The organism is Paenibacillus durus ATCC 35681, from assembly GCF_000993825.1.
Classification (GTDB): domain Bacteria; phylum Bacillota; class Bacilli; order Paenibacillales; family Paenibacillaceae; genus Paenibacillus_AQ; species Paenibacillus_AQ durus_B.
Map to the genome: position 1 here is coordinate 4,942,454 of NZ_CP011114.1, position 21,334 is coordinate 4,963,787.

At 45.5% G+C, this 21,334-nt stretch carries 26 protein-coding genes and 2 tRNA genes; 16 read left to right on the plus strand and 12 right to left on the minus strand.

Annotated features, from left to right (window positions below; all coding sequences use genetic code 11):
- The first annotated feature begins 156 nt into the window (after positions 1–156).
- A tRNA-Ser gene (locus tag VK70_RS28140) sits at positions 157–252 on the plus strand.
- A gap of 135 nt (positions 253–387) precedes the next feature.
- Here VK70_RS28140 and VK70_RS23115 read toward each other — a convergent pair.
- Positions 388–1,089 carry a LysR family transcriptional regulator substrate-binding protein gene (locus VK70_RS23115; RefSeq protein WP_051505206.1) on the minus strand — a complete coding sequence of 234 codons (702 nt, stop codon included), beginning with the start codon at positions 1,087–1,089 and terminating at the stop codon, positions 388–390.
- A complete protein-coding gene (locus VK70_RS29615) occupies positions 1,055–1,171 on the minus strand; it encodes a helix-turn-helix domain-containing protein (RefSeq protein ID WP_411431687.1) in 117 nt (38 codons plus the stop codon). The genes VK70_RS23115 and VK70_RS29615 overlap by 35 nt, the downstream gene beginning before the upstream one ends.
- A gap of 222 nt (positions 1,172–1,393) precedes the next feature.
- Between VK70_RS29615 and VK70_RS26755 the strand changes: the two genes are divergently transcribed.
- Complete coding sequence (locus VK70_RS26755; protein WP_025699472.1) at positions 1,394–1,957, plus strand: RBBP9/YdeN family alpha/beta hydrolase; 564 nt, start codon at positions 1,394–1,396, stop codon at positions 1,955–1,957.
- A 270-nt stretch (positions 1,958–2,227) separates the two neighbouring features.
- Here the strand turns inward: VK70_RS26755 and VK70_RS23125 are convergent, their stop codons facing one another.
- From VK70_RS23125 to VK70_RS23150, 5 genes are all read right to left on the minus strand, one after another.
- A complete protein-coding gene (locus VK70_RS23125; RefSeq protein ID WP_025699474.1) occupies positions 2,228–2,623 on the minus strand; it encodes a VOC family protein in 396 nt (131 codons plus the stop codon).
- 264 nt (positions 2,624–2,887) lie between these two features.
- Complete coding sequence (locus tag VK70_RS23135) at positions 2,888–3,655, minus strand: DUF817 domain-containing protein (protein WP_025699476.1); 768 nt, start codon at positions 3,653–3,655, stop codon at positions 2,888–2,890.
- 16 nt (positions 3,656–3,671) lie between these two features.
- Positions 3,672–3,890 (minus strand): helix-turn-helix domain-containing protein, encoded by a 219-nt coding sequence (locus VK70_RS23140; RefSeq protein ID WP_025699478.1) that lies wholly within the window; start codon positions 3,888–3,890, stop codon positions 3,672–3,674.
- 10 nt (positions 3,891–3,900) lie between these two features.
- On the minus strand, positions 3,901–4,374 hold the full coding sequence (locus VK70_RS23145) for a DUF2975 domain-containing protein (protein ID WP_025699480.1): 474 nt from the start codon (positions 4,372–4,374) through the stop codon (positions 3,901–3,903).
- A gap of 200 nt (positions 4,375–4,574) precedes the next feature.
- Entirely contained in the window at positions 4,575–4,937 is a 363-nt protein-coding gene (locus VK70_RS23150) for a winged helix-turn-helix transcriptional regulator (protein ID WP_025699482.1), read from the minus strand.
- 139 nt (positions 4,938–5,076) lie between these two features.
- On the opposite strand from VK70_RS23150, the gene VK70_RS23155 reads away from it, so the two are divergent.
- From VK70_RS23155 to VK70_RS23170, 4 genes are all read left to right on the plus strand, one after another.
- On the plus strand, positions 5,077–5,949 hold the full coding sequence (locus tag VK70_RS23155) for an alpha/beta fold hydrolase (RefSeq protein ID WP_025699484.1): 873 nt from the start codon (positions 5,077–5,079) through the stop codon (positions 5,947–5,949).
- 14 nt (positions 5,950–5,963) lie between these two features.
- A complete protein-coding gene (locus VK70_RS23160) occupies positions 5,964–6,479 on the plus strand; it encodes a dihydrofolate reductase family protein (protein ID WP_025699485.1) in 516 nt (171 codons plus the stop codon).
- Between the two features lie 210 nt (positions 6,480–6,689).
- Complete coding sequence (locus VK70_RS23165) at positions 6,690–7,955, plus strand: acyltransferase (RefSeq protein ID WP_025699487.1); 1,266 nt, start codon at positions 6,690–6,692, stop codon at positions 7,953–7,955.
- Positions 7,956–8,244: 289 nt separating this feature from the next.
- Positions 8,245–8,919 (plus strand): TetR/AcrR family transcriptional regulator, encoded by a 675-nt coding sequence (locus VK70_RS23170; protein ID WP_025699489.1) that lies wholly within the window; start codon positions 8,245–8,247, stop codon positions 8,917–8,919.
- Between the two features lie 324 nt (positions 8,920–9,243).
- On the opposite strand, the gene VK70_RS23175 is transcribed toward VK70_RS23170, so the two are convergent.
- Positions 9,244–10,080, minus strand: coding sequence for an oxidoreductase (locus VK70_RS23175; protein WP_025699490.1), 837 nt, complete (start codon positions 10,078–10,080; stop codon positions 9,244–9,246).
- Positions 10,081–10,126: 46 nt separating this feature from the next.
- Positions 10,127–10,927, minus strand: coding sequence for an SDR family NAD(P)-dependent oxidoreductase (locus VK70_RS23180; protein ID WP_025699492.1), 801 nt, complete (start codon positions 10,925–10,927; stop codon positions 10,127–10,129).
- A gap of 574 nt (positions 10,928–11,501) precedes the next feature.
- Between VK70_RS23180 and VK70_RS23185 the strand changes: the two genes are divergently transcribed.
- Both VK70_RS23185 and VK70_RS23190 read left to right on the plus strand, forming a co-directional pair.
- Complete coding sequence (locus tag VK70_RS23185) at positions 11,502–11,918, plus strand: hypothetical protein (RefSeq protein ID WP_025699495.1); 417 nt, start codon at positions 11,502–11,504, stop codon at positions 11,916–11,918.
- 210 nt (positions 11,919–12,128) lie between these two features.
- Positions 12,129–12,216, plus strand: a tRNA-Leu gene (locus VK70_RS23190).
- Between the two features lie 72 nt (positions 12,217–12,288).
- On the opposite strand, the gene VK70_RS23195 is transcribed toward VK70_RS23190, so the two are convergent.
- Positions 12,289–12,681, minus strand: coding sequence for a winged helix-turn-helix transcriptional regulator (locus VK70_RS23195; RefSeq protein WP_025699947.1), 393 nt, complete (start codon positions 12,679–12,681; stop codon positions 12,289–12,291).
- 143 nt (positions 12,682–12,824) lie between these two features.
- Here VK70_RS23195 and VK70_RS23200 point away from each other — a divergent pair, with 143 nt between their 5' ends.
- Together VK70_RS23200 and VK70_RS28445 are read left to right on the plus strand one after the other, a co-directional pair.
- Positions 12,825–13,613 carry an NAD(P)H-dependent oxidoreductase gene (locus VK70_RS23200; RefSeq protein ID WP_046723803.1) on the plus strand — a complete coding sequence of 263 codons (789 nt, stop codon included), beginning with the start codon at positions 12,825–12,827 and terminating at the stop codon, positions 13,611–13,613.
- Between the two features lie 395 nt (positions 13,614–14,008).
- Complete coding sequence (locus VK70_RS28445) at positions 14,009–14,185, plus strand: DUF6809 family protein (protein ID WP_155986946.1); 177 nt, start codon at positions 14,009–14,011, stop codon at positions 14,183–14,185.
- Positions 14,186–14,201: 16 nt separating this feature from the next.
- On the opposite strand, the gene VK70_RS28450 is transcribed toward VK70_RS28445, so the two are convergent.
- Positions 14,202–14,360: a hypothetical protein gene (locus tag VK70_RS28450; protein ID WP_155986945.1), complete on the minus strand. Its 159-nt coding sequence runs from the start codon at positions 14,358–14,360 to the stop codon at positions 14,202–14,204.
- Between the two features lie 189 nt (positions 14,361–14,549).
- Between VK70_RS28450 and VK70_RS23210 the strand changes: the two genes are divergently transcribed.
- The 6 genes from VK70_RS23210 to VK70_RS23235 all read left to right on the plus strand — a co-directional run bounded on the left by VK70_RS23210 (position 14,550) and on the right by VK70_RS23235 (position 20,632).
- Complete coding sequence (locus VK70_RS23210) at positions 14,550–15,515, plus strand: S8 family peptidase (RefSeq protein ID WP_025697486.1); 966 nt, start codon at positions 14,550–14,552, stop codon at positions 15,513–15,515.
- Entirely contained in the window at positions 15,512–16,420 is a 909-nt protein-coding gene (locus VK70_RS23215; RefSeq protein WP_025697484.1) for an endonuclease I family protein, read from the plus strand. The genes VK70_RS23210 and VK70_RS23215 overlap by 4 nt, the downstream gene beginning before the upstream one ends.
- Positions 16,421–16,668: 248 nt before the next feature.
- Positions 16,669–17,664 carry an ABC transporter substrate-binding protein gene (locus VK70_RS23220; RefSeq protein ID WP_179945347.1) on the plus strand — a complete coding sequence of 332 codons (996 nt, stop codon included), beginning with the start codon at positions 16,669–16,671 and terminating at the stop codon, positions 17,662–17,664.
- A gap of 71 nt (positions 17,665–17,735) precedes the next feature.
- Positions 17,736–18,746 (plus strand): FecCD family ABC transporter permease, encoded by a 1,011-nt coding sequence (locus VK70_RS23225; RefSeq protein ID WP_025697480.1) that lies wholly within the window; start codon positions 17,736–17,738, stop codon positions 18,744–18,746.
- A complete protein-coding gene (locus tag VK70_RS23230) occupies positions 18,746–19,783 on the plus strand; it encodes a FecCD family ABC transporter permease (RefSeq protein ID WP_025697478.1) in 1,038 nt (345 codons plus the stop codon). The genes VK70_RS23225 and VK70_RS23230 overlap by 1 nt, the downstream gene beginning before the upstream one ends.
- 15 nt (positions 19,784–19,798) lie before the next feature.
- The gene (locus VK70_RS23235) at positions 19,799–20,632 is read left to right on the plus strand and encodes an ABC transporter ATP-binding protein (RefSeq protein ID WP_025697476.1); all 834 of its coding nucleotides are present in this window, start codon (positions 19,799–19,801) and stop codon (positions 20,630–20,632) included.
- Positions 20,633–20,697: 65 nt separating this feature from the next.
- Here the strand turns inward: VK70_RS23235 and VK70_RS23240 are convergent, their stop codons facing one another.
- Entirely contained in the window at positions 20,698–21,258 is a 561-nt protein-coding gene (locus tag VK70_RS23240; protein WP_025697474.1) for a TetR/AcrR family transcriptional regulator, read from the minus strand.
- Between the last annotated feature and the right edge of the window lie 76 nt (positions 21,259–21,334).

Genomic DNA, 21,334 nt, shown 5'->3' on the forward strand with positions numbered 1-21,334 from the left:
AGGAGAGCAGTAAGGAATATTCTTATCTATTATTGTGAATGCGACTAGATCTTTCTCAATAATAACGTAGGTAAAAATGTATGAATATAAGTTGATAGTAGATAGGATGAATATTGGCTAATAAAGAATCAGGCTACCCAAAGGGAATCCGGTGACGGGGGAGTTTCTCGGGTGACATCAAAACTGTCACTACACTCGTAGAAGCTTATGTGGCGTTATTTTCGGACAGGGGTTCGACTCCCCTCGCCTCCATATGGTAAATCACAACTGAAAGCAGCCAACGCAGAAACTTTCTCTTCGTTGGCTGCTTTTACTATCACGGCCTCAGCCGCCAGCGATAGAATTACATCACCTTGTTTGAAAACTTTTTTATATAAAGAGGGCTAGCTACTTAAATAAAGATTGTCCAGTAGAGATGAATCTTTGAGCGGCTGGCGATGTTTCGTTCATATAAGGGCAGTAAAGGCCTAAGTGCCTCCAAATAGCAGGCTCCAACTCTCTAACCTCAACATCGGGAAGTGTGTCCGGCAACGCCAATTGAGGAAGCACTGTAACGCCAAGCCCTTCTTGAACCATGTTTAATATGGTAGCCAGTTCCATTACTTCAAATTGTACGAAAGGAGATAAATCGGATTGCTTGAAGATCTCTCGAATGATAAGTTCGCATCCGCCTGACGGCATGATGAATGGAGCGTCCGCAAGCTTTTGTAAAGGAGTCGTCGGGTAGTTTGTGAGCGGATGATCTTTGGATATTACTACAACCATCTTATCTCTGGTGATAGGAATAATGGTGTCGTCCCAGCAAAGCTTCGCTATAAACCCCATGTCAATAACTCGATTATTGATCCATTCTTTAACTTCATGGTCTGTCCCCTCAAATAATACGATTTCTATCTTGGGGTACAATTGTTTGAAAGTAGCGATCATTTTCGGCAGCAATCGAGCGGTCGTACTGAGGAAACTGCCGATGCGGATGGTGCCGATCCCAAACCCCTTCTCGGCAGCCGCCTCTTGTTCGATTATGGATATATTATTTATTATGTCTCTGACTGGTTTAAGAACACGCTTTCCAAAATCCGATGCAATCACGCCTCGTTTCGCGAATAATCAACGGCACTCCCAATTCGGACTCCATGTTAGCTATCGCATGGCTGACAGCGGATTGAGTCATGTTAAGCGCTTCTCCAGCTTTTGTAAAACTCCCGGTTTCAATTACTTTAGAGAATACCTTGAATTATGTAAATGTCATGAGCTTCTCCTCATGTATATTATGAATTAAATCAATTTGCTTTATTGTATAATGACATTTATCTTTAAACAAGAAGAATAAAGATTAGTAGAATTGTGAATGATACTGTCATGATTTTACACGGCATTGTGGAGGTTTTTTATCATGAGCAGAAGCTTTCTCGTTTTGTACGGAGTTGGCGGCAGTGGACCCGATCATTGGCAAAGATGGTTGCAGCAAGAGCTGGTGAAGCAAGGTGAAAAAGTCCGTTTTCCTGACTTTCCAAACAAAGATCAACCTAACAAGGATGTTTGGCTCGACTATTTGGCTTCTGTTATTGAAGAAATTCCACAAGATGAAGAAGTAATCGTTGTGGCTCACAGCTTAGCGTGCATCATGTGGTTTCACTATACGGCTTCGTGTCCGAAACGAAAAGTACAGCGAGCCATTCTTATAGCGCCGCCTTCGCCATTTTTGGAATATGAGCCGGTAATGACGTTTTTTCCTATACCGGAAAACATGCTTGAAATTGCAACGGTTGCGAAAAAGACGTTGTTTGTTTTGTCCTCAACAGACCCTTATTGTTCGGTAGTAGATGCTTCTGAATATTTAGATTTAGGGGTTCCTTGCGTTATGTTGCCGAAAATGGGACACATCAACGTAGATGCGGGCTACGGTCCATGGCCGTGGATTCTCGATGTATGCTTGAACGAGCAAGTTACAGTATGAGCAAAGTGATTCATATCGACTTATCAGTGATTATGATCAAGAGGTCAAAGCTCACAGGGGAATTCCTCGAACGATCGAGCTGAAATTTCTTCAAGCAGCTAATACTTGACCCCGGCGAATTGTGGATTTGCTCCACCACGGTTCGCCTCCATATGGAGTAAGTAAAAGACACCTTGAGGGGTGTCTTTTTTGATAGGTACAAGTTTGAATCGTTAGAGATAAAGAAGCTAAGACTTCATCAGCCGTTTTCGCGGAGTGGACGGTTTAGCTCTATTTTGCATGCTCATCTGGCTGATGAATACCAAAAATATTTCCTTCTGTATCAATGTAATACCCTTGCCACGCCATTCCTGGCAGTGCATACTTTGGCAACGCGAGCTTGCCTCCAAGATTTAGAATTTTTGTTTCGGTAGAATCGTAGTCTTCCACTCCCATAGTACATGCATACCCATTCACAGCCTGACCGGGTTGTGTGGAAGCACCTTGACGTTGCATCAAAGCCCCGTTGATTCCGGGTTCATTTGCATCGCCTGTCACAGCTCCCCAATAGGGCATTCCAGCATAATCACTCCAATCCTCAAATGTCCATCCAAATACCTCACCATAAAATTTCTTAGCACGTTCAATGTCATCTACATGAATTTCGAAATGAACTAATCTGCCCATGATTTCCTCCTATATTTTGACTTCTTGCCTTCTTCTATTATACTTTCCGTTTTCACAAAATATATAAAATTTAACTGAAAATTTTTTTCGTGGTCTGTACGAGACTCGGGTGACATCAAAACTGTCACTACACTCGTAGCAGCTTGTATGGTATTACCTTTGCACATGCGTTAGCCCCACCTCTCCCCATACTAAAAACCCGCTCTCTGAGCGGGTTTTTTACATGTAAGGACTTAAATTATAGCCAAATTGTCGCAGGCGTACCTACCGTGGATTCCTCCCCTTAACCTGCTTTAACTCCGCTACGATAAGAAAGCTAACAATCACTAATAAGAGCCATGAACTCACCTTTCCCAGATGAACGAGACTCCATGCATCGGTTTGGTTTGGATATTGCCAAGCTCCAAAGAACGTTGCGATATTTTCGGCGATCCATATAAAAAATCCGATAAGCACAAAAGAAAGCGCGAGCGGCATACGGTAACGAGTTCCACCAACCTCATATGTGACCCAAGACTTACAAAAGACGATAATCACAAGTCCGGATAACCACCAACGAATATCCATCCAATAATGGTGGGTAAAAAAGTTCAAATAAATCGCTGCAGCAAGAGGTACAACTACCCAAAACCGTGGCCACTTCACCAGTTCAACCTTAAACCTTCTCCACGCCTGGCAAAGATAACTAGCTACGCTTGCGTACATGAATCCGCTATACAAAGGCACTCCAAAAATTTTGAAATAGCCTTCCTCCGGATACGACCAGGAGCCCATATGTACCTTGAAAAGTTCAAGCGCGAGCCCGATCAGGTGGAACAAGGTAATCACCTTTAGTTCATCCCGTGTTTCAAGCCCGGAGCGCACCATCCACCACTGCATAAGAAGGCAGATGATGAGCAGCCAGTCATACCGTGGCAGGAAGGGGAGCGGCAGGATTTGTGTAATAGCCAAAGAGGAAAAAATAACAACAGGAAACAAACAGGATAGGGCCTGCTCTGAGCCAAAACGAACGAGTTGTTTTAGTGCTCTCATGATTTGGGTCTCCAGCTTATTCGGTATCTTCATCACTTCGGTATTCTAAAAGATCTCCGGGTTGACATGCTAAAGCCACACAAATCGCCTCTAAAGTGGATAATCGAATCGCCTTTGCCTTTCCATTTTTCAATATCGAAAGATTGGCCATCGTGATTCCAACCCTCTCCGAAAGTTCCGTAACGCTCATTTTCCTTTTAGCCAGCATCACATCAATATTGATTATAATTGCCATTGTTTTCACCTCAGACCGTTAAATCATTTTCTGATTTTATATCTATGGCATTTTTTAATAGCTTTTGAAGAACGGCAGCAAAGACCGCAACCACAATGGAGGCAAAAACAATGACCATTCCGAGTACGATGAGACCTGGAGCGTCGTCTTTCTCAGCTATGAGATATAAGAGTGGCATGCCTGCCGCATACAACATACTGATTGCGACTGCACAGTATTTGATAATCTTTAAAGCTCTTACGGATAATTCCGAGAAAGCGTTGTTTTTGTCAATATAGCTTAAAAGTCTAAAAGCCTGAACCAATGCAATGAAAAACGGTATCGCTGATACATACATAACGGTGAAAAGGGGATAAAGCCAATAAGCCGGATAATGTTCTGCTGCTTCTTTAGCTATGGCAGGCAACCCAAATATACACAAAGCAAGAATTGGCAATCCAATAAGAAACACTGCTACCTTTAAAAAGAGTGTCTCCCGTTTCATAAAAAGCACCTCACTTGTTTATTGTCAAATAGGACTTTAACACATTATTTATCGTTTTACAATAAATAATTATTGATTTTAATTATATTAGAGGGGTTGGGGGAGGATAGGAGGAAGCGGCAGAAAAAAAGCAGGGACCCAAGGCCTCCTGCTTTTTCTCAACATTTTGATCTACGTATTCATCACAAACTCCTGTATATTCAAAGACTTCCTGCTTCTTCGGGGCTAATATTTTCCGCCTCTTTCCCGGGACAGACGCCATTCTCCTGAACCCACGCCCACATCGCGGCAAAAATAGGCTGCAGACGCTGCCCGCGTTCGGTAAGTTCATATTCGACGTGCAGCGGTACACCAGGATAAAGCGTACGGGTGACAATTCCCTTATCCTCTAACAGCCGCAACCGGTCTGTCAACGTTTTCGGACTGATGGGGTGCAGCTTACGGCGTAATTCCCCAAAACGTTTGGTACCGCTAAACAGTTCGAGTAATAGTAAAAGCGTCCACTTTCCATCCAGAATCTCAAGGATAGGTTCAATAGCACCTGGGCAAGATCGATCTATCATACGGCTTTCCCTCCATAGTTCATTTTTTGAAACTATTGCACTTTTCTGTAACTACTTTTCAAATGTACCACACTGCGATTACTATTGGAATCAAGGGGAGAAAAAATTGAAAAGAGTGGCGGAGGGGAGGAAACCGCAAATGGAAAAACCGTTTGAAGTGGACCGGATGGAGTATCCATTCACCGATCGCTGGCTGCCTTACCGTGACGGTTATATTCATTACATCGATGAAGGGCAAGGACCGACGGTTCTTCTCTTGCACGGTAATCCGACGTGGTCTTATCTTTATCGGAACGTCATCAAAGAGCTGCGCAGGGAATACCGTCTTATCGCTCCGGATTATCCCGGATTCGGCATGTCGAAGGCCCCAGCCGGCTATCGCTTTACGCCGCAAGAGCAATCGGCAGCCATTCTTGACCTGATCCGCCGCTTGGATCTTAAGGATTTTGTATTAGTGGTTCAGGATTGGGGAGGTCCGATTGGTTTGAATTACGCGGTAAGGCACCGGAAAAATCTCCGGGGTATCGTCGTGATGAACACCTGGGCCTGGCCTGCAAAAATATTGCCGATGAAAATGTTCTCGCTCGCCATGGGAGGTCGGCTATTCGGGTACTGGCTTCAGACACGGCGCAATTTTTTCGCCAAAGTCATTGTTCCTCACGGTATTTACCATACCGATAAAGTTACGGACAGCTTGAAAAAAGCTTATACCGACCCGTTCCCGACCCCGAAGTCCAGGATACCGACATGGGTCTTTCCCGGGCAGATCCGCAAGGCGCGATCATGGCTCGCTGATATTGAATCGAAACTGCCGAACTTGTCCGATTTGCCCGCGCAAATTCTATGGGGATCGAAAGACAGCGCCGGCTTCCCGCCCGAACAGATGGCCAAATGGCAGAGATATTTACCGATGAACGAAACCGAGATTCTGGACGATGCCTCACACTATGTGCAAGAGGATCGGCCGGATCGGGTAGCCGCTTCAATCCGAAGAATATGGATAAGAACATAAGGAGGCGTACGATTATGAAAACGACTTTGTGGGCGACATTAACCGCTAACGGCAATTATGCGCAGTCCAGCCCCGAGAACCCGCCGAAAAAGGAAGCGCTGGACGATTTCGCGGCACACGCCATAGCAGCAGGAAATTTCATTGTCGGACGCCGGACTTTCGAGGGTATGCTCGAAAACGGGGGTGTCGGCGATGGGCCCTTTGCCGATCTAGATGTCGTAGTGGTTTCCGGGAACGCCGGAGACCTTCCGGGGGTAACGATTGCGAGATCGCCGCAGGAAGCCCTGAACTACCTGCAGCAAAAAGGACATCAAACCGCTCTCATAGGGGCCGGCGCTGATCTGCACAATGCCTTTTTAAGTCAAGGGCTTGTGGACGAGGTGATTTTTAATGTGGCGCCTGTAATGGAGGGTAAGGGGTTAAACCTTCTGATCGACAAAGATAACTATCAATATAAACATGTACAATTGCTGGACTGCAAGCCTCTCGGCAGCGGCGTGGTACAACTGCGCTATGCGATTGGCCGGTAAATGGGGTAAACTTAACGGAGAAAGAGTCATTTCAGAGTATCTACTGGAATGGCTCTTTTTTATTGTATCTCTCGAATGATCCGGACTAGAAGGGGATTTTTTATGGCGGTGATTATTTATTGGAAATTCGTCCTTTTAAGCTTCTGCTAATATTGATAGGTTAGAATCGTTTAATGTTAAGCAGACCAGAAATGAGGGGGAGGACAACAAATGCCGCAACGTACAGTGACGTCATCGGATTTGCAGGTTACCCCGCAGACCGACTTGCTCCCGACGAAAAAGAAAGAACGGATAGAAGAAATAACCTTGTTAAGGGCGTTTGCGTTTCTCGCCATTACCATGCAGCACAGCATAGCGGAATATATTTACCGGAGCGATATTTTGCAGTCCGATGCAATCATGCTGGCGATGCTGTTTGATTTCACGCGCTTCGGGACGCCGACATTTGTGTTTCTTTCCGGGCTGCTGCTGTTTTACAACTACAATGGCAAGCTTTCCTATTGGCTTTATATTCGAAAAAGGCTGGTAGATATTTACCTACCGTTTGTATGCTGGACGGTCATTTACTGGATCGCCGTACAGGGGGTTGCATTCGGTCAACTGGGAAATCCGGCAGACTGGCCGAGGACGCTGCTTCATGAGTTGTTCCTGCCGACATACGGTTATCATCTGTGGTTTATTCCAATGATTTTTCAATATTATCTCTTGTTCCCGCTGTTTACGCTCGCGATCGACAAGGTGCGCCAAAAACTTCAAGCGATGCCGGGAGGAGCGTCCTTCCGCCGCGTGTTTATGATCGTTGCCGTGATGGGTGCGTTATACGCCATCCTGATGTGGTTATCCAGTTACCGGATGCCGGACTGGGCAGATGATTGGGGCGGGTTCTGGGGGAGCGTACTCTCTTACCGGTCGTACTATTTTGTTTTTTATATCTTCTACTTTCTGCTTGGCGCGGTTTGCGCCTTAGGACTCCAGCGCTGGCGGCGTTTTGTGGAAGATGGCTTTATCTGGTTCGGATTTGCATTTATTGCGCTGTATATCTGGCAAGGTTATGAGATCCTTAACCATTCCACGGAAACCATAAACCTGAACTATGCCGGATACTTGAGACCGTTTACCTTCGTTCTTATCGTAACCCAGCTGATGCTGTTGTACGGTGTTGTACGGATCGTGCAGACGAGGGGAGGAGCAGCGTGCAGGCTCTTCCGCTTTATCGGTACTTATTCCTTTGGCGGTTTTCTCGCGCACGCCTTTGTTCTGATGCTGATCAGCTTCATCACCAGGCCGCTTGCGCTTACCGGCTACCATCTGCCCGCGGCGGTCCTTACCTTTGTGCTAACGGCGGCGGGTTCGATCGCGCTTGCCAAGCTGCTCAGCAAGCTGTCTTTCGGGCGGTGGCTTATCGGACCGGTAGGGAAGCAGGCGAACCGAAATCGGATAAACGCCAGGTCGGCGCAGCAAACCTTTCCTCGATGAAGGCCGCGTATCGCGTATATGGAGAAACGTTGTCAATGTGAGCGGCTTTTTCCAAGCCGAAGAAATATCCTGGAGCCCTTTCTATATCATCCCCAATATGAACAATCCTTGTTCGATACCCTATGTGTTTACCGGCCTCCTCTTTTTTTTCCGTCAGTTCATTGAATCTATCTTTCAATTTACTAACTGTTATACAGAAAGGATTTAAAATATATATTTTGTACCAATTGTTTAAATTGGTGGTTTTCTAATGTATAATAAAATGGATAGTTCTCAGGGAGGATGCTTTATGAAAAAACAAGTAAAAAGCCAGCAGGAGATAACAAGAATCAAATTACTTAAAAAACTTATTTCGTCCGTAATGAAGGATGGTTTTCAAAACCTAAGGATGGATGATATTGCAAAAAACATGGATGTAAGCAGAGGCACTATGTATAAGCACTTCACTTCCAAACAAGAAGTCATTGAAGGCGTTGTAAGTGTATTTGTTGATTATATTGAAGAACTAGATGATCCTAATTTGAATAGTGATGAAGAGTCTTTTGGTGTATGGTTCCAGCAATTATTTGAGCAATCCGTATCACTTGTTGGAAAGATCTCTGATGTGTTTTTAAAAGACCTTCAATTAGCTTATCCGGATTTATATGACCGCTTAAAAGGCGCTTTATCCAAACGTGAGCAGCAAACACTAAAGTTTTATCAATACGGAAAAGACAAAGGTATTTTTAATCAAATTAATGAGAAATTCATTTTACTTCAAGATGATATATTGCTTCGGGAGATACTTAATGTTAAGTATTTGCTTTATAATCAAATATCCATTCAACAAGTGTTGTATGATTACTATCAATTTAAAAAAGTTCAATTATTTAAAGCGGAAAAGGTTAGCATCGTTGATGATTCTAAAATACATCCGATCATTGATCATATAGTTGAAAAGTTTAATCGGACATTACAAGTTTAAGTAGTCATAAAAAAAGTCATAAATAGACTGAATCCTGTGTCTTTTATGACTTTTTTCATTCTAACCGGTCATATGGAAAAGGGATCTCAACATTTTGTTGAAGATCCCTCTTTTCTCTATTGATTAATATCGATTGTCACTACACAATAATATCTTTTTCGGTATGGAATGTCTCACGCTGGTACCTTCTGACGTACCGGCTTTTGTTTTTTAAGGAGCAAAAGAATAACTACAACAGTTAATAAAGCCGTAAAAAATAAAGCTATAGTGCAACCTAAAGGTGTTGTTTTGTCCTTCTCCTTAAAGTGATTCTGTGGTTATTTATCAATCAGCCGGGAAATCGGACGACCTGCTTACATCTGCCCATTTCTCAGCTTCCAAGGTGCGTTCTTTCGAAGATTTCAGGGCACTCTCGAGTGCCGCCGCTCCCAGTATAAGGCGAAGCGGAGGTTCCTCCTCGTCTGTTAGTTTTATAATGATTTCAGCTGCACGGGCAGGATCGCCGGGCTGCTTACCATCTGTTTCTTCTCTCATTTTGTTTATTGCACCTACCGTCGGTTCGTAATCCGGACCTACTTGCGCTCTAATCATAGATGATCCTTGCCAATCGGTACGAAATGCCCCGGGTTCAATAAGAGTGACCTTAACACCAAAGGGCTTCACCTCATTGTTTAATACCTCTGAAAATCCTTCCACAGCATATTTTGCCGTTTGATATGCCCCCATACCAGGGGTTCCACCAACACGTCCTCCAATCGAGGAAAATTGAATAAAATAGCCGTTGCGCTGTTTACGGAAAATAGGTAACGCTGCTTTTGTTACATTCACGACACCAAACAAGTTTGTTTCAATTTGCGCCCGAAAGTCATCATCGGTCATTTCTTCGATGGGTGAACTATTTGCATAACCTGCATTATTCACAACGACATCAAGAGTTCCAAACTCATCAATAGCCAACTTTACAGCTGCCTGGGCAGCTTCTCGCTCCGTCACATCCAGTGAAAAAATTCGAACCTGATCGCCATATTCGGATTTTAAAGACTCGAGTTGTTCATGACGCCGAGCCGTAGCTACAACCCTATGGCCTTTTGCTAGCACTGCCTTTGTAAGTTCCCAGCCAAAACCTCGTGAACTCCCCGTAATTAGCCAAACCTTGGACATGTTATCAACTCCATTTGTTTTTATTTAACTCAGACATCTTTTATATTTAGAAAGCCCCTCGGATAAAGCCTCCATCTATCCGAATAGTAGATCCGCTTAAATACTCAGCATAGTCACTGCACAGGTATGCCACAGCAGCAGCAATTTCTTCCGGGTATCCAAACTGTCCACGGTCATTAGGAATTAAGGATTCTACAGCATTGTGTTGAATCTCATCCCAGGTTTCTCCCCATCCACGAGAAGGACCGATATTCTCCACGAGTTCCTTAACCGCATCAACTAAAATAGCGCCAGGCGAGACGATATTTGAAGTAATTCGGGTACCTTTAAGCTCGCGAGCAAGGGATACCGCAAGATTGTGTCTTGCCGCGAGGGTTGCATTATATTGGGGATGGGTATTCATAGGTTGAAGCGCAAGACCACCACCAATAGTTATGATTCTCCCCCAATTCTGTTCACGCATTTGGGGCAGTAGTCGTTGAATCATACGGACCCCAGAAACCACATTGACATTGTAAGTTTCGGACCATTCATTTGCCGTAGCTTCCATCCAGTTTAGATGACGATAAAACCCTGCATTATTAACCAAAATATGAACGGGTCCGTCTGCCAAGGCTGCTTTCGCTACTTGATCCGCTCCCGCATCTGTCGTTAAATCACCAAGGGCAGCAACAGCAGATCCGCCATCAGCCTTAATAGATTCAACCACCGCTTCAGTTCGAGCTTTATCACGACCATGAACGACCACACTTGCTCCCTCAGCAGCCAGCATTTTTGCCATTGTGATCCCAAGTCCACTACTTGACCCTGTTATTAGTGCACGTTTTCCACTTAAATTTAAATCCATAAAGCTTTATCTTCCCTTCTAAATTTGTTGTGATTTCTAATTAACATTCCCCTCTATCTTGCCTTAACTGCATTTTCATCCCCTTCGGTTCAAGATGTTATTATCATATCACTCATGAAGTACAAAGTAAACAAAATGTATATATTTTGTTCATATGATATAATAGAAAAATGATTAACGTTTTAGGAAGGATAAAAGCAATGCCGTGAATTTAAAATTAGGACCTAAACTAATCCATCTCTTACTCAAAGATTAATATAAAGAGAAGGCATCAAAGTGAATGGAGCGATCAAATTGAGTCAGGAGAAATCGGTAACGAAACGTTACTCCCGAAAAATAGTCGGATGGGAAATAGCTAAAAGGAGTGGAAGCTCCTAAAACCAAAGAAGAGCAAGAAAGACTTGGCTCCGTGCAAGGAGGGAAATCAGATTGGAGTGTCTATGAATGGGCTAAACATACTTATGATATGTGGACTTGGAAGTACCAAGAGAATAAACAGGCTGGGAAATGATATAATAGTGTCGAATAATATCATAGGTTGTAGTTGAGTTATCCTATTTGTAGGAGGCTGCACATGAAGAATCTTAATATGTTCATCTCTCCTCCTCTTCAGTTTGAGGTGTTAGAGCATGATCAGGTAATTGCTAAAGTTAAACTGGACTACACGAATCAAACTGTTGATGTTTGGCAAGATAACGAGGTGACGCCTGTTTTTTTACCTTTTCCCGGTAAGCAAAAAGTGCTTGTTGGTGATGTGCTGGACTACTTCGAGTCTCGATGTCTACCACGTTCTCGGCATCATATTGAAAAAGTGTTGCAATCATTAGGACTGCGGGAGTATGTACCTACCGATATAGTAAAACAAACACATGGTGTGCTATATGATGACTACGTGTGGATTAGATTCTCTGGTGAGGAGTTGACTTGCGCTGATGTCCATCCCCGTTTTGCAAGTGAACAAGGACTTTCGTCAGACCTTTGTAAGCAGTAGTAAAGGTGATCAATTGAAATGGAAAATGGGAAACCTATGGGGGAAAGCTAATAAATTCGGCTATGAAGGTTTGGCAGAATGGGGACGAAATCCATTTTGGAACAAAAATAAGCAAAAACGAAATGGTCTTTACACGGCGCCGACTGCAATCTATAATAACCCTTTTCGTCTTCGAAGGCACCAGCCTTGAAGCGAACAAGCAACACCTATGCGGACGTGGCGGAATTGGCAGACGCGCTGGATTCAGGTTCCAGTGGGCTAACCCCCCGTGGAGGTTCGAGTCCTCTCGTCCGCACCACTTATACAACCCCGAGAAGCCTTGGTATTCAAGGCTTCTTTTTTGTTTTGTCCAGATTTCTCCGGGTTTCGTTTATTGGTCTTCTTTCTCCCCTTTCTCCTGCACTGCCGTTTGCAGCCGTATATCGTCAACTCTGTTCTTGTAGGTTATTCCCCACTTCTTCATATCAAGGATGATCGGCTTCAACGTCACTCCGAATTCAGTCAGCGAGTATTCCACTTTAGGGGGCACCTGTTTATAAACTTCGCGGTGAATAATGCCATCCCGTTCAAGCTCGCGGAGCTGCAAAGTAAGCATAAATTGCGATATTCCCGGATAGAGGCGCCGGAATTCATTGAATCTCTTCGGGCCATCGATAAGATGAAACAGAATGATCGCTTTCCATTTGCCCCCGATGACATCCAAAGTTGTTTCGACAGGACACACTTCCACTTTCGCTTTGAGCTTGTTTTTGCGATCTCCCATAGCCATGACCCTCCATTAGTTTGATTTTTAATACTATATTATAAAATTATGCGTACTTTTCTAAATTCAATATACATCTTAATATAACACTCATACGGCACTTAATAAAGCGTCGTAAGCCAATACAAAGGGAGAGTGGAGTCATGTCAAAGAAGGTATTGATTGTTTATGCGCACCCCGAGCCCACTTCGTTAACTAGCCAGTTCGTTGAGACGGCTATGCAAACACTTCAGGAGCAGGGGCACGAAGTCATGTTGTCCGATCTGTACGGAATGGACTGGAAGGCCGTGTTCGATGGGCGCGACTTCCCGGATCGAGCCAATCCAGAACGATTATCCTTTATTAAAGAGTCAGCGCACGCCTATTCGACTGGCCGTCAAACGGCAGACGTCGCATTGGAGCAACAGAAGCTTCTTGCTGCCGACGCGGTGATCTTGCAGTTTCCTCTGTGGTGGTTCAGCATGCCGGCTATTCTCAAAGGTTGGGTAGAACGGGTATTCGCTTTTGGTTTCGCATATGGCTTTAAGGGCGAAGGGAATCGCTATCGCTACGGCGATGGCATTCTAAAGGGGAAGCGGGCTATGCTGTCCGTGGCTGCCGGAGGGCCCGAGAAGGATTATTCGCCGCGAGGAATCAATGGACCGCTGGAGCAATTGCTGTTCCCCATTACTCACGGCATCCTCTTCTACCCTGGAATGGATGTGTTACCTACCCATGCCGTCTACGGAACCGATCGCATGACGGCAGCCGACATAGACGCGGCGATGGCAGCCTGGCGCTTGCGTCTCGAGCGCCTATTCGAGGAGGAGCCCATTCCGTTCCGACATCAGAACGGCGGGGATTATCCGGACAGCCATGTGCTTGCAAGCGACATCGCAATCGGACGGACCGGCTTCACGGCTCACATTGCCGAAGGCGCGGCGCCTCTATGACTGGAGCTTGATGGGGAGAGAGTAATGGAACTCGCAGCCGGAAGGCAATGCCCAGAAGGGGCGTTAAGTATTTTGTTCAGAAGGGAAATTTACTTTAATCGATGAGTATAAGAGGAATAAATCTTCTATTTTAAGCGAGAACGATTACAGTATACAAGTCAATGGCGGCCCTGTTATGAACGCTTTACGTAGTACAAAGAAGCAGCGATAGACTTAAAAAGTATTTTCAAGTCTGTCGCTGCTTCATAAGTATAAATCAAATTAATCACTTTCTATCTTAGAAACGCCCTCACCCCTTTTATACCCGGGTTTTCATAGGTTTGCTGGAAGCAAACAGTGACGATTTTGCCCTAAATAATCGCTAGTGGCGAGGAGCTTAACAGAAATCCGAATCTATGGAAACTTGGAAAAAGAAGCTTTCCGAAGATGATTTTAATGACCTTGAGGCTTTGGCGGATTTATATCACCAGGTTCAAGGGATGGACATGGCAGCCTCGTTTACGTGCGGGTTCAAGCTTGGGGCGGCGATGATGATCGAAGTCTTAGCTGGGGCTAATGATCCGGCTTGGTGATCAAGAGGAATACAAGTTAAGGTGAAGATACTTTGATATAAGTCATAAAATTACCGTTAAAGGCACCGGAGGAACGTGAAACTGGGTGTCTTTTTTGTTTGCGTAAATAGGTATGAAAAAGGATAAACGAGGTGGTGTGTGAAATATTACCTTCCGATAAAGGCAGCACCGTCATTCCTTTTTGCCTCCCTTTTAATTTGGGATGTTCCGCTAAACTGTGGACAAATTAAGAACTAGTGTTCCTGTCTATTGAGGACTCCGAAGAATAGATGTTATAATAGATTCCTCCAAAAAATACTAAAATTAATATATTAAGGTTTATTTGGAGGGTGCATTTCATTTTTACTCTGGAGGAGGAGAGAAAATGGAACAACGAAAAATCAAGCTTTTTCCTTATCGGATTGATGCGCAGGTTGAGCAGGTAAGCGAAATTCCGAAGGGCATTGAGATGATTCAGGCTCCGGCGGTATGGAGTCAGACAAGGGGCGAAGGGATTAAGGTAGCCATTCTGGATACGGGGTGCGAGGTTTCGCATCCGGATTTGAAGGGGCGGATTGCCGGTGGGCGGAATTTTACCGATGATGACAACGGCAGCCCGGACGTATTTGTGGATTACAACGGGCACGGCACGCATGTAGCCGGCACGATTGCGGCGATTAGCAATGGTACCGGTGTGGTCGGTGTCGCGCCGGAGGCGAGCCTGCTGATCCTGAAGGTTCTGAACAAGGATGGCTCAGGCCAATACAAGTGGATTATAGACGGCATCAATTACGCAGTTGAGCAAAAGGCGGATATCATCTCGATGTCGCTCGGCGGACCGGAGGATGTGCCGGAGATGCATGCGGCGATTAAGCGGGCAGTGGCGGCGAATATTTTGGTAGTCTGCGCGGCGGGGAACGAGGGCGACGGCAATTACGCTACCGATGAATTCGGCTATCCCGGCTCCTATAACGAAGTCATCAGCGTGGGCGCTGTCGATTTGCAGCGGAACTCGACTAATTTCACGAATTCGAACAATGAAGTGGACCTTGTCGCGCCGGGCGCGGGAATTCTATCAACCTATCTGAACAAAAGCTACGCGACGCTCAGCGGCACCTCCATGGCGACGCCGCACGTATCGGGTGCGTTAGCGCTGATCAAGCGGATCGCAAGCGAGAGCTTCGGCCGTGACCTGAACGAAACCGAGCTGTATGCGCAGCTGATCAAGCGGACGATCCCGCTTGGCAACTCGCCGCGGCTGGAGGGCAACGGACTGCTGTACTTGACGGCTCAGGAGGAACTGGCCAAAGTCTTTACGCCTGCTGTCGTCGCGAAGGTGTTAAGTCCATGACGCGAATGATGCAGAAGCTGGCGCTTGAGCTGGACACGGCCAGGAAAATACACCTCGCGATGACCGGCGAGCGTCCGTACTACGACGAAATACGGGACAACGAGCTGAAAAAAAGGTACTACAGCAGCGGCGTCATGAATAGAAATGAACTCCAGCAGCTCCTGGAGCGGACTCATGACAACCGGCTGCCTTATAAGCCTTACCGCTATGTCTATCCGTGGGTCGATCTGCAAGAGGATGGGCAGCTTAAAAGCTTGTATTCCGGCCGGGGCATGTCCCCGCTTGAAGCGATTGAAGCGGATATTCGGCTGCTCGAAGCGGCGGTCCGTCCGGGCAAGGGTGCGAACGACACACCTTCGGAACCCGGCGGCGGTGTACTGGAAGAGCAGCCTGAGATGCAGCAGGACGCTGCCGCTGCGGAAGTGGAGGATGTGGTAAGCCTGGCGGGAGAGAGTCTGCTAAACTGCGAGCATGTCGTGCCGCAGTCATGGTTCGGGAAGCAAGAGCCGATGCGGGGCGACCTGCATCATCTGTTTGCCTGCGAGCCAGGCTGCAACAGCCGGAGAGGGAATCATCCGTATTATGACTTTTTGGATTATACGCCGGAAGTGAGTGCACAGGATGTAATAGCGGGCTGCGGCAAGCAGGAGGACGACCGATTTGAGCCTGAATACGGGAAAGGCATTGTCGCCCGCGCAACCCTTTATTTCCTGCTGCGCTATCCCGGCGTTATCGACAGCGGCCATGCCGATGAAACGCTGCTGCTGGAATGGCACCGCAGGTTTCCGGTTTCGCTGTATGAACTCCATCGAAATCTGGCGATATTCGAGCTGCAGGGCAACCGCAACCCGTTTATCGATTTCCCGGAAGAAGCAGAGCAGTGGGCGGGAATCGGCGGTAACTAGGGCATGTTTCAAATCTATATAAAACCCGCTCCCAGAGCGGGTCAGGCTGTCGAGAAAGTCTCGACGGCCTTTTTACGTTAGGGGAAACAGGGATTCCACGAGCTTCAACGCATAACGATGTTCATGGACGCTAGGAATTTCTAATACTAAATCATATTGACACATTCATTGATAATGATTATCATTACATCAGAATTGATAATGATTATCAGTTAGATAATCTCAGAAATACAGTGGAATAGGGGAGACTGGATAAAATGAAGAGGTCATTAATTGTATTAAGTTGTTTCTTGTTGTTAATGGTTCTTGCCGCCGGTTGTGGAGGGCGATCGGAAAATGCCGGTAATCAGTCGGAAGCTGCAAAGCCAGATGTTCGTATCATTAAACATGCTATGGGGGAAACAAAGATTGAGGGCACTCCTCAACGAATCGTGACTTTATACCAAGGCGCAACAGATGCAGCGGTAGCTTTAGGTATTATACCTGTGGGTGTAGTAGAATCTTGGACGCAACAGCCTATGTATGAATACTTAAGAGACGAGTTGAAGGATGCGGCTATTGTTGGTTTGGAGACTCAGCCAAACTTAGAGGAGATTGCCAAGCTGAAACCTGATTTGATTATCGCTTCCAAGCTCCGTAACGAAAAAGTGTACCAACAGCTTTCCGAAATCGCTCCTACAGTAACGCATGAAACGGTTTATAAATTTAAGGATACCGTTGAGTTGATTGGGCAAGCGGCCAATCTGGAAGCGAAGGCTGATGAATTGCTTGAACAATGGAATCAAAGAACGGCCGACTTTAAAGCTAAAATATCCGCAAAATTAGGCGCTAAATGGCCTGTTGAAGCTTCTGTGCTTAACTTCAGATCTGATCATGCCAGAATCTATGTTACAGGTTTCGCGGGCGATATTTTAAGTGAACTAGGTTTTGTACGATCTGAAATTCAACAGAAAGCAGCCGATGAAGGAAACGTGGTGCTCAAGTTAACAGACAAGGAAAGCATTCCATCGATGAATGCGGATGTATTCTTTGTTTTTAATGCCGATGGGCACAGCCCTGATGCAGCGATGATACAAAAAACTTATGACGAATGGACAAACCATCCTTTATGGAAAAATCTCGATGCCGTTAAAAACGGTCAGGTAACGATCGTAGACGAAGTGCCGTGGAATATGGGCGGCGGCTATATAGCTGCGAATACTATGCTGGATCAAATTTACGAGTATTACAAATTGGAAAAATAATCATCAAAGATTAGGGGGAGATATCCCCCTATTTTTACATATTTAAATTTATCCTGAAAAGAGTGACTTTTATGGATCCGTTACTTCCCCGGAATTCGCTTAAGATACTTGGCCTTTGGGTCGGGCTATGTATCTTAATGGCGTCTTTTATGTCCAGTATGGTATTTGGTCAGACACCGACACCCATTAAAAAGGTAATCGAGGCATTTATACAATTTGATAAAACATCAACGGAACATATCATCATTACAACTACTCGTCTTTCAAGGGCAGTCATTGCAGCAGTCATTGGTGCCAGTCTTGCCATTGCCGGTGCGCTGTTGCAGGCGCTAACCAGGAATCCGCTGGCTTCTCCAAGTATTTTTGGAATCAATGCAGGTGCTTTATTTTTTGTTGTATTGGCTACAGTTTCATTCTCGGTCAGTTCTCTTATTCATTTAATGTGGTTTGCATTTCTGGGAGCAGGCCTGGCGTCCATCCTGGTTTTTTTGCTTGGTTCTCTTGGAAGAGATGGTTTATCACCGATTAAGATTGTATTGGCGGGAGCCGCGCTAACTGCTCTCTTTGGTTCATTCACTCAAGGATTATTGGTTCTTAATGAACAGAACTTAGAGGGCATTCTATTCTGGCTGGGAGGTTCTGTTTCGGGGAGATCGTTGGATATGCTCCAGCCGGTTTTGCCGTTTATGATAGGGGCAGGCGTTTTGTCTCTGTTTCTAGGGAATTCCATTAATATTTTAACTTCAGGGGAAGACATAGCTAAAGGATTGGGACAGCAAGTCCTATTAGTTAAACTCTTAATGGGAACTGCTATTGTGATGTTAGCTGGAGGATCAGTTGCGGTGGGCGGTTTCATCGGATTTATAGGTTTAATTGTTCCTCATATTGTTCGTTTTCTTGTCGGTATCGATTATCGATGGATTATCCCTTACAGTGCAATCTACGGTGCCAGCTTATTATTATTGGCTGATGTAGGAGCAAGATTTGTCATAATGCCTGAGGAAATGCCGATTGGTGTGATGACAGCTATGCTTGGAGCTCCATTTTTCATCTATATGGCACGGAGGGGGGGCACTAAGTAATGAAGAAACATACGACGATACGCAATCGTTCAGGAACCATTTCTTTTTTAATTGATCATAAATCAGTTGTGGTTATCATCGGCTTGTTTTGTGTATGGCTGTTATTAGTTGTTATAGGATTATCCGTTGGGAGCACCATGATCAATCCTTGGGAAGTCATTCAACATCTTCTGGGGATGGGGAATGAGGAGCATACTTTTGTTATTGAGACGCTTAGACTCCCTAGAATCGTTCTTTCATTTCTTGTTGGCATTTCCTTGGGTGTTTCGGGGCTTATTTTACAAGGGATCGTACGAAATCCGCTGGCATCTCCCGATATTATCGGAATAACTGGCGGAGCAGCAGTAGCTGCCATTTTGGTGATTACTTTCTTTTCAGAGCTAAGTATACATTGGATACCGGTAGCAGCAATAATAGGCGCTGGATTGACTTCTCTCCTGATTTATTTTTTGGCTTGGAAAGGCGGGGTTACCCCGATTCGGCTTGTACTGATTGGAATTGGAGTCCAGGCGGCAACGGGTGGAATTGTAACAATGATGATCGTTTTAAGCCCTTCATACTCTACGAGTGAAGCGTATATTTGGTTGACCGGGAGCGTCTATGGAGCGAATTGGAACAATGTTTATTCCATGCTGCCTTGGGTATTGGTATTTGTTCCGCTTTCATTGATCTTATCCCGAAAAGTAAATGTACAGGAACTGGGAGATGAAGTGGCTCTTGGCTTAGGGACAAAAGTGCAAATGGATCGCTTTATGTTGCTCTTTGTTAGTGTGGCTTTAGCTGGTTCTGCCGTAGCATTTGCAGGCGGAATAGCCTTCGTGGGATTGATTGCGCCTCATATCGCAAGAAAACTGGTGGGCCGGTCATTCGCCAGTTTGGTGCCTGTGTCGGCTCTAATCGGAGGACTCATCGTGGTTTTGGCCGATGTTGTAGCCAGAACAGCTTTTCTTCCGCTCGATTTGCCTGCCGGTGTTTTCGTGTCGGGGATAGGGGCTCCGTTTTTTATATATTTGCTGTATCGCAATCGCCATGTTTAAGAAGGAGTGAAAAAAATGACTGCTTTGGAAACGAAGGATTTAACATTGGCCTATAGAGAAAAATCGATTATAAACGGCTTGAATTTAAAGCTGCCCAAAGGTGAAATCACTGTATTTGTCGGCAGCAACGGCTGCGGCAAGTCTACGCTGCTTCGATCCTTGGCTCGTTTATTGAAGCCGCTAAGGGGCGCGATCGTGTTGGATGGGCAGAAGATCTCCTCCATGCCAACCAAAGAAGTGGCCAAGCGACTGGCTATTCTCCCCCAAGGGCCTATTGCGCCGGAGGGATTAACCGTGCATCAACTCGTTAGGCAGGGGCGGTATCCGCATCAAAATTGGCTGAAACAGTGGTCTCAAGAGGATGAGCAGAAAGTACAGAAGGCATTGGAGGATACAAATTTAGCAGCATTCGCCGATCGTTCCGTTGATTCGCTGTCGGGGGGACAGCGGCAGAGAGCCTGGATTACGATGACTCTGGCACAAGACACCGACATTATTTTGCTGGATGAGCCTACAACCTATTTGGATATGACGCATCAAATCGAAATCTTAGACCTGCTGTATGATCTGAATGAGGAGGAACATCGGACGATCATCATGGTTTTACACGACTTGAACCTGGCTTGCCGATATGCGCATAACATTGTGGCTATTAAGGATCAGCAAGTGTATGCACAAGGTCAGCCGGAACATGTGATTACAGAAGCGTTAGTAAAAGATGTATTTCAATTAAATTGTGAAATCGTGAAAGATCCTCTTTATGGATCTCCTATGTGTATACCTCATGGTAAAGGCAGAATTAAAAAATCCAATGAGTCTATTGAACCTCAGAGAAGCTTTTATAAGTAAGGAACAGAAAAAGACACCAAGATGGGTGTCTTTTCCGCGTAAATAAAGGTTAGGCAACGGTGTGATCACACCAAATGCTCAATTATTAATTGAGCGGTCTCGCGGGCATGCTGCGCCGCATGAAGATCGGTTTGCAGCATGGCAATCGTAATGGCACCTTCCACGAGCAAATACAGTCCGTTTGTTAGGGCGTCGGGCTTTGCGGCTTCGGCCTCTTTTACCAGTGTCCCGAGAAAATCGCGCATATAGGTCTTATACTGCTGAGCCGCCTCATAGTAGGGGTGGGAGTGTTCCGCATACTCCGAGGCCGTCTTGATAAAAGCGCACCCGTTGAAGTTCGGTTCCACAAACCATTCGCCCAGCACGTCGAATACGGCGAGCATTTTTTCTATGGGAGTTGATCCCCGCTTGTTGACGCTGCGCTCGAACCATTCCCGCCATTGCTCATCCTGTCGCATCAGATAGGCCAGGACCAGTTCTTCCTTGGATGGAAAATGGTTATACAGCGTCATTTTGGCTACTTGCGACTCGGCGACGACTTGGTCTACACCGGTTGCACGGATTCCTTGTTTATTGAAAAGGTCGGAGGCAACTTGGAGAATATGTTCTTTTTTGCTTTTTCTCATGCTGGTATGTCCTCCATTCTGGGATTTGATTCAAATTATACAGATCAGTCTAATTATAGTCCGTTTCATGCCGATT

Coding starts and splice junctions, on each gene's coding strand:
- VK70_RS29615 (WP_411431687.1), bottom strand. CDS start 1,171: ATGACTCAATCCGCTGTCAGCCATGCGATAGCTAACATGGAGTCCGAA.
- VK70_RS26755 (WP_025699472.1), top strand. CDS start 1,394: ATGAGCAGAAGCTTTCTCGTTTTGTACGGAGTTGGCGGCAGTGGACCC.
- VK70_RS23125 (WP_025699474.1), bottom strand. CDS start 2,623: ATGGGCAGATTAGTTCATTTCGAAATTCATGTAGATGACATTGAACGT.
- VK70_RS23135 (WP_025699476.1), bottom strand. CDS start 3,655: ATGAGAGCACTAAAACAACTCGTTCGTTTTGGCTCAGAGCAGGCCCTA.
- VK70_RS23140 (WP_025699478.1), bottom strand. CDS start 3,890: ATGGCAATTATAATCAATATTGATGTGATGCTGGCTAAAAGGAAAATG.
- VK70_RS23145 (WP_025699480.1), bottom strand. CDS start 4,374: ATGAAACGGGAGACACTCTTTTTAAAGGTAGCAGTGTTTCTTATTGGA.
- VK70_RS23150 (WP_025699482.1), bottom strand. CDS start 4,937: ATGATAGATCGATCTTGCCCAGGTGCTATTGAACCTATCCTTGAGATT.
- VK70_RS23155 (WP_025699484.1), top strand. CDS start 5,077: ATGGAAAAACCGTTTGAAGTGGACCGGATGGAGTATCCATTCACCGAT.
- VK70_RS23160 (WP_025699485.1), top strand. CDS start 5,964: ATGAAAACGACTTTGTGGGCGACATTAACCGCTAACGGCAATTATGCG.
- VK70_RS23165 (WP_025699487.1), top strand. CDS start 6,690: ATGCCGCAACGTACAGTGACGTCATCGGATTTGCAGGTTACCCCGCAG.
- VK70_RS23170 (WP_025699489.1), top strand. CDS start 8,245: ATGAAAAAACAAGTAAAAAGCCAGCAGGAGATAACAAGAATCAAATTA.
- VK70_RS23175 (WP_025699490.1), bottom strand. CDS start 10,080: ATGTCCAAGGTTTGGCTAATTACGGGGAGTTCACGAGGTTTTGGCTGG.
- VK70_RS23180 (WP_025699492.1), bottom strand. CDS start 10,927: ATGGATTTAAATTTAAGTGGAAAACGTGCACTAATAACAGGGTCAAGT.
- VK70_RS23185 (WP_025699495.1), top strand. CDS start 11,502: ATGAAGAATCTTAATATGTTCATCTCTCCTCCTCTTCAGTTTGAGGTG.
- VK70_RS23195 (WP_025699947.1), bottom strand. CDS start 12,681: ATGGGAGATCGCAAAAACAAGCTCAAAGCGAAAGTGGAAGTGTGTCCT.
- VK70_RS23200 (WP_046723803.1), top strand. CDS start 12,825: ATGTCAAAGAAGGTATTGATTGTTTATGCGCACCCCGAGCCCACTTCG.
- VK70_RS28445 (WP_155986946.1), top strand. CDS start 14,009: ATGGAAACTTGGAAAAAGAAGCTTTCCGAAGATGATTTTAATGACCTT.
- VK70_RS28450 (WP_155986945.1), bottom strand. CDS start 14,360: ATGACGGTGCTGCCTTTATCGGAAGGTAATATTTCACACACCACCTCG.
- VK70_RS23210 (WP_025697486.1), top strand. CDS start 14,550: ATGGAACAACGAAAAATCAAGCTTTTTCCTTATCGGATTGATGCGCAG.
- VK70_RS23215 (WP_025697484.1), top strand. CDS start 15,512: ATGACGCGAATGATGCAGAAGCTGGCGCTTGAGCTGGACACGGCCAGG.
- VK70_RS23225 (WP_025697480.1), top strand. CDS start 17,736: ATGGATCCGTTACTTCCCCGGAATTCGCTTAAGATACTTGGCCTTTGG.
- VK70_RS23230 (WP_025697478.1), top strand. CDS start 18,746: ATGAAGAAACATACGACGATACGCAATCGTTCAGGAACCATTTCTTTT.
- VK70_RS23235 (WP_025697476.1), top strand. CDS start 19,799: ATGACTGCTTTGGAAACGAAGGATTTAACATTGGCCTATAGAGAAAAA.
- VK70_RS23240 (WP_025697474.1), bottom strand. CDS start 21,258: ATGAGAAAAAGCAAAAAAGAACATATTCTCCAAGTTGCCTCCGACCTT.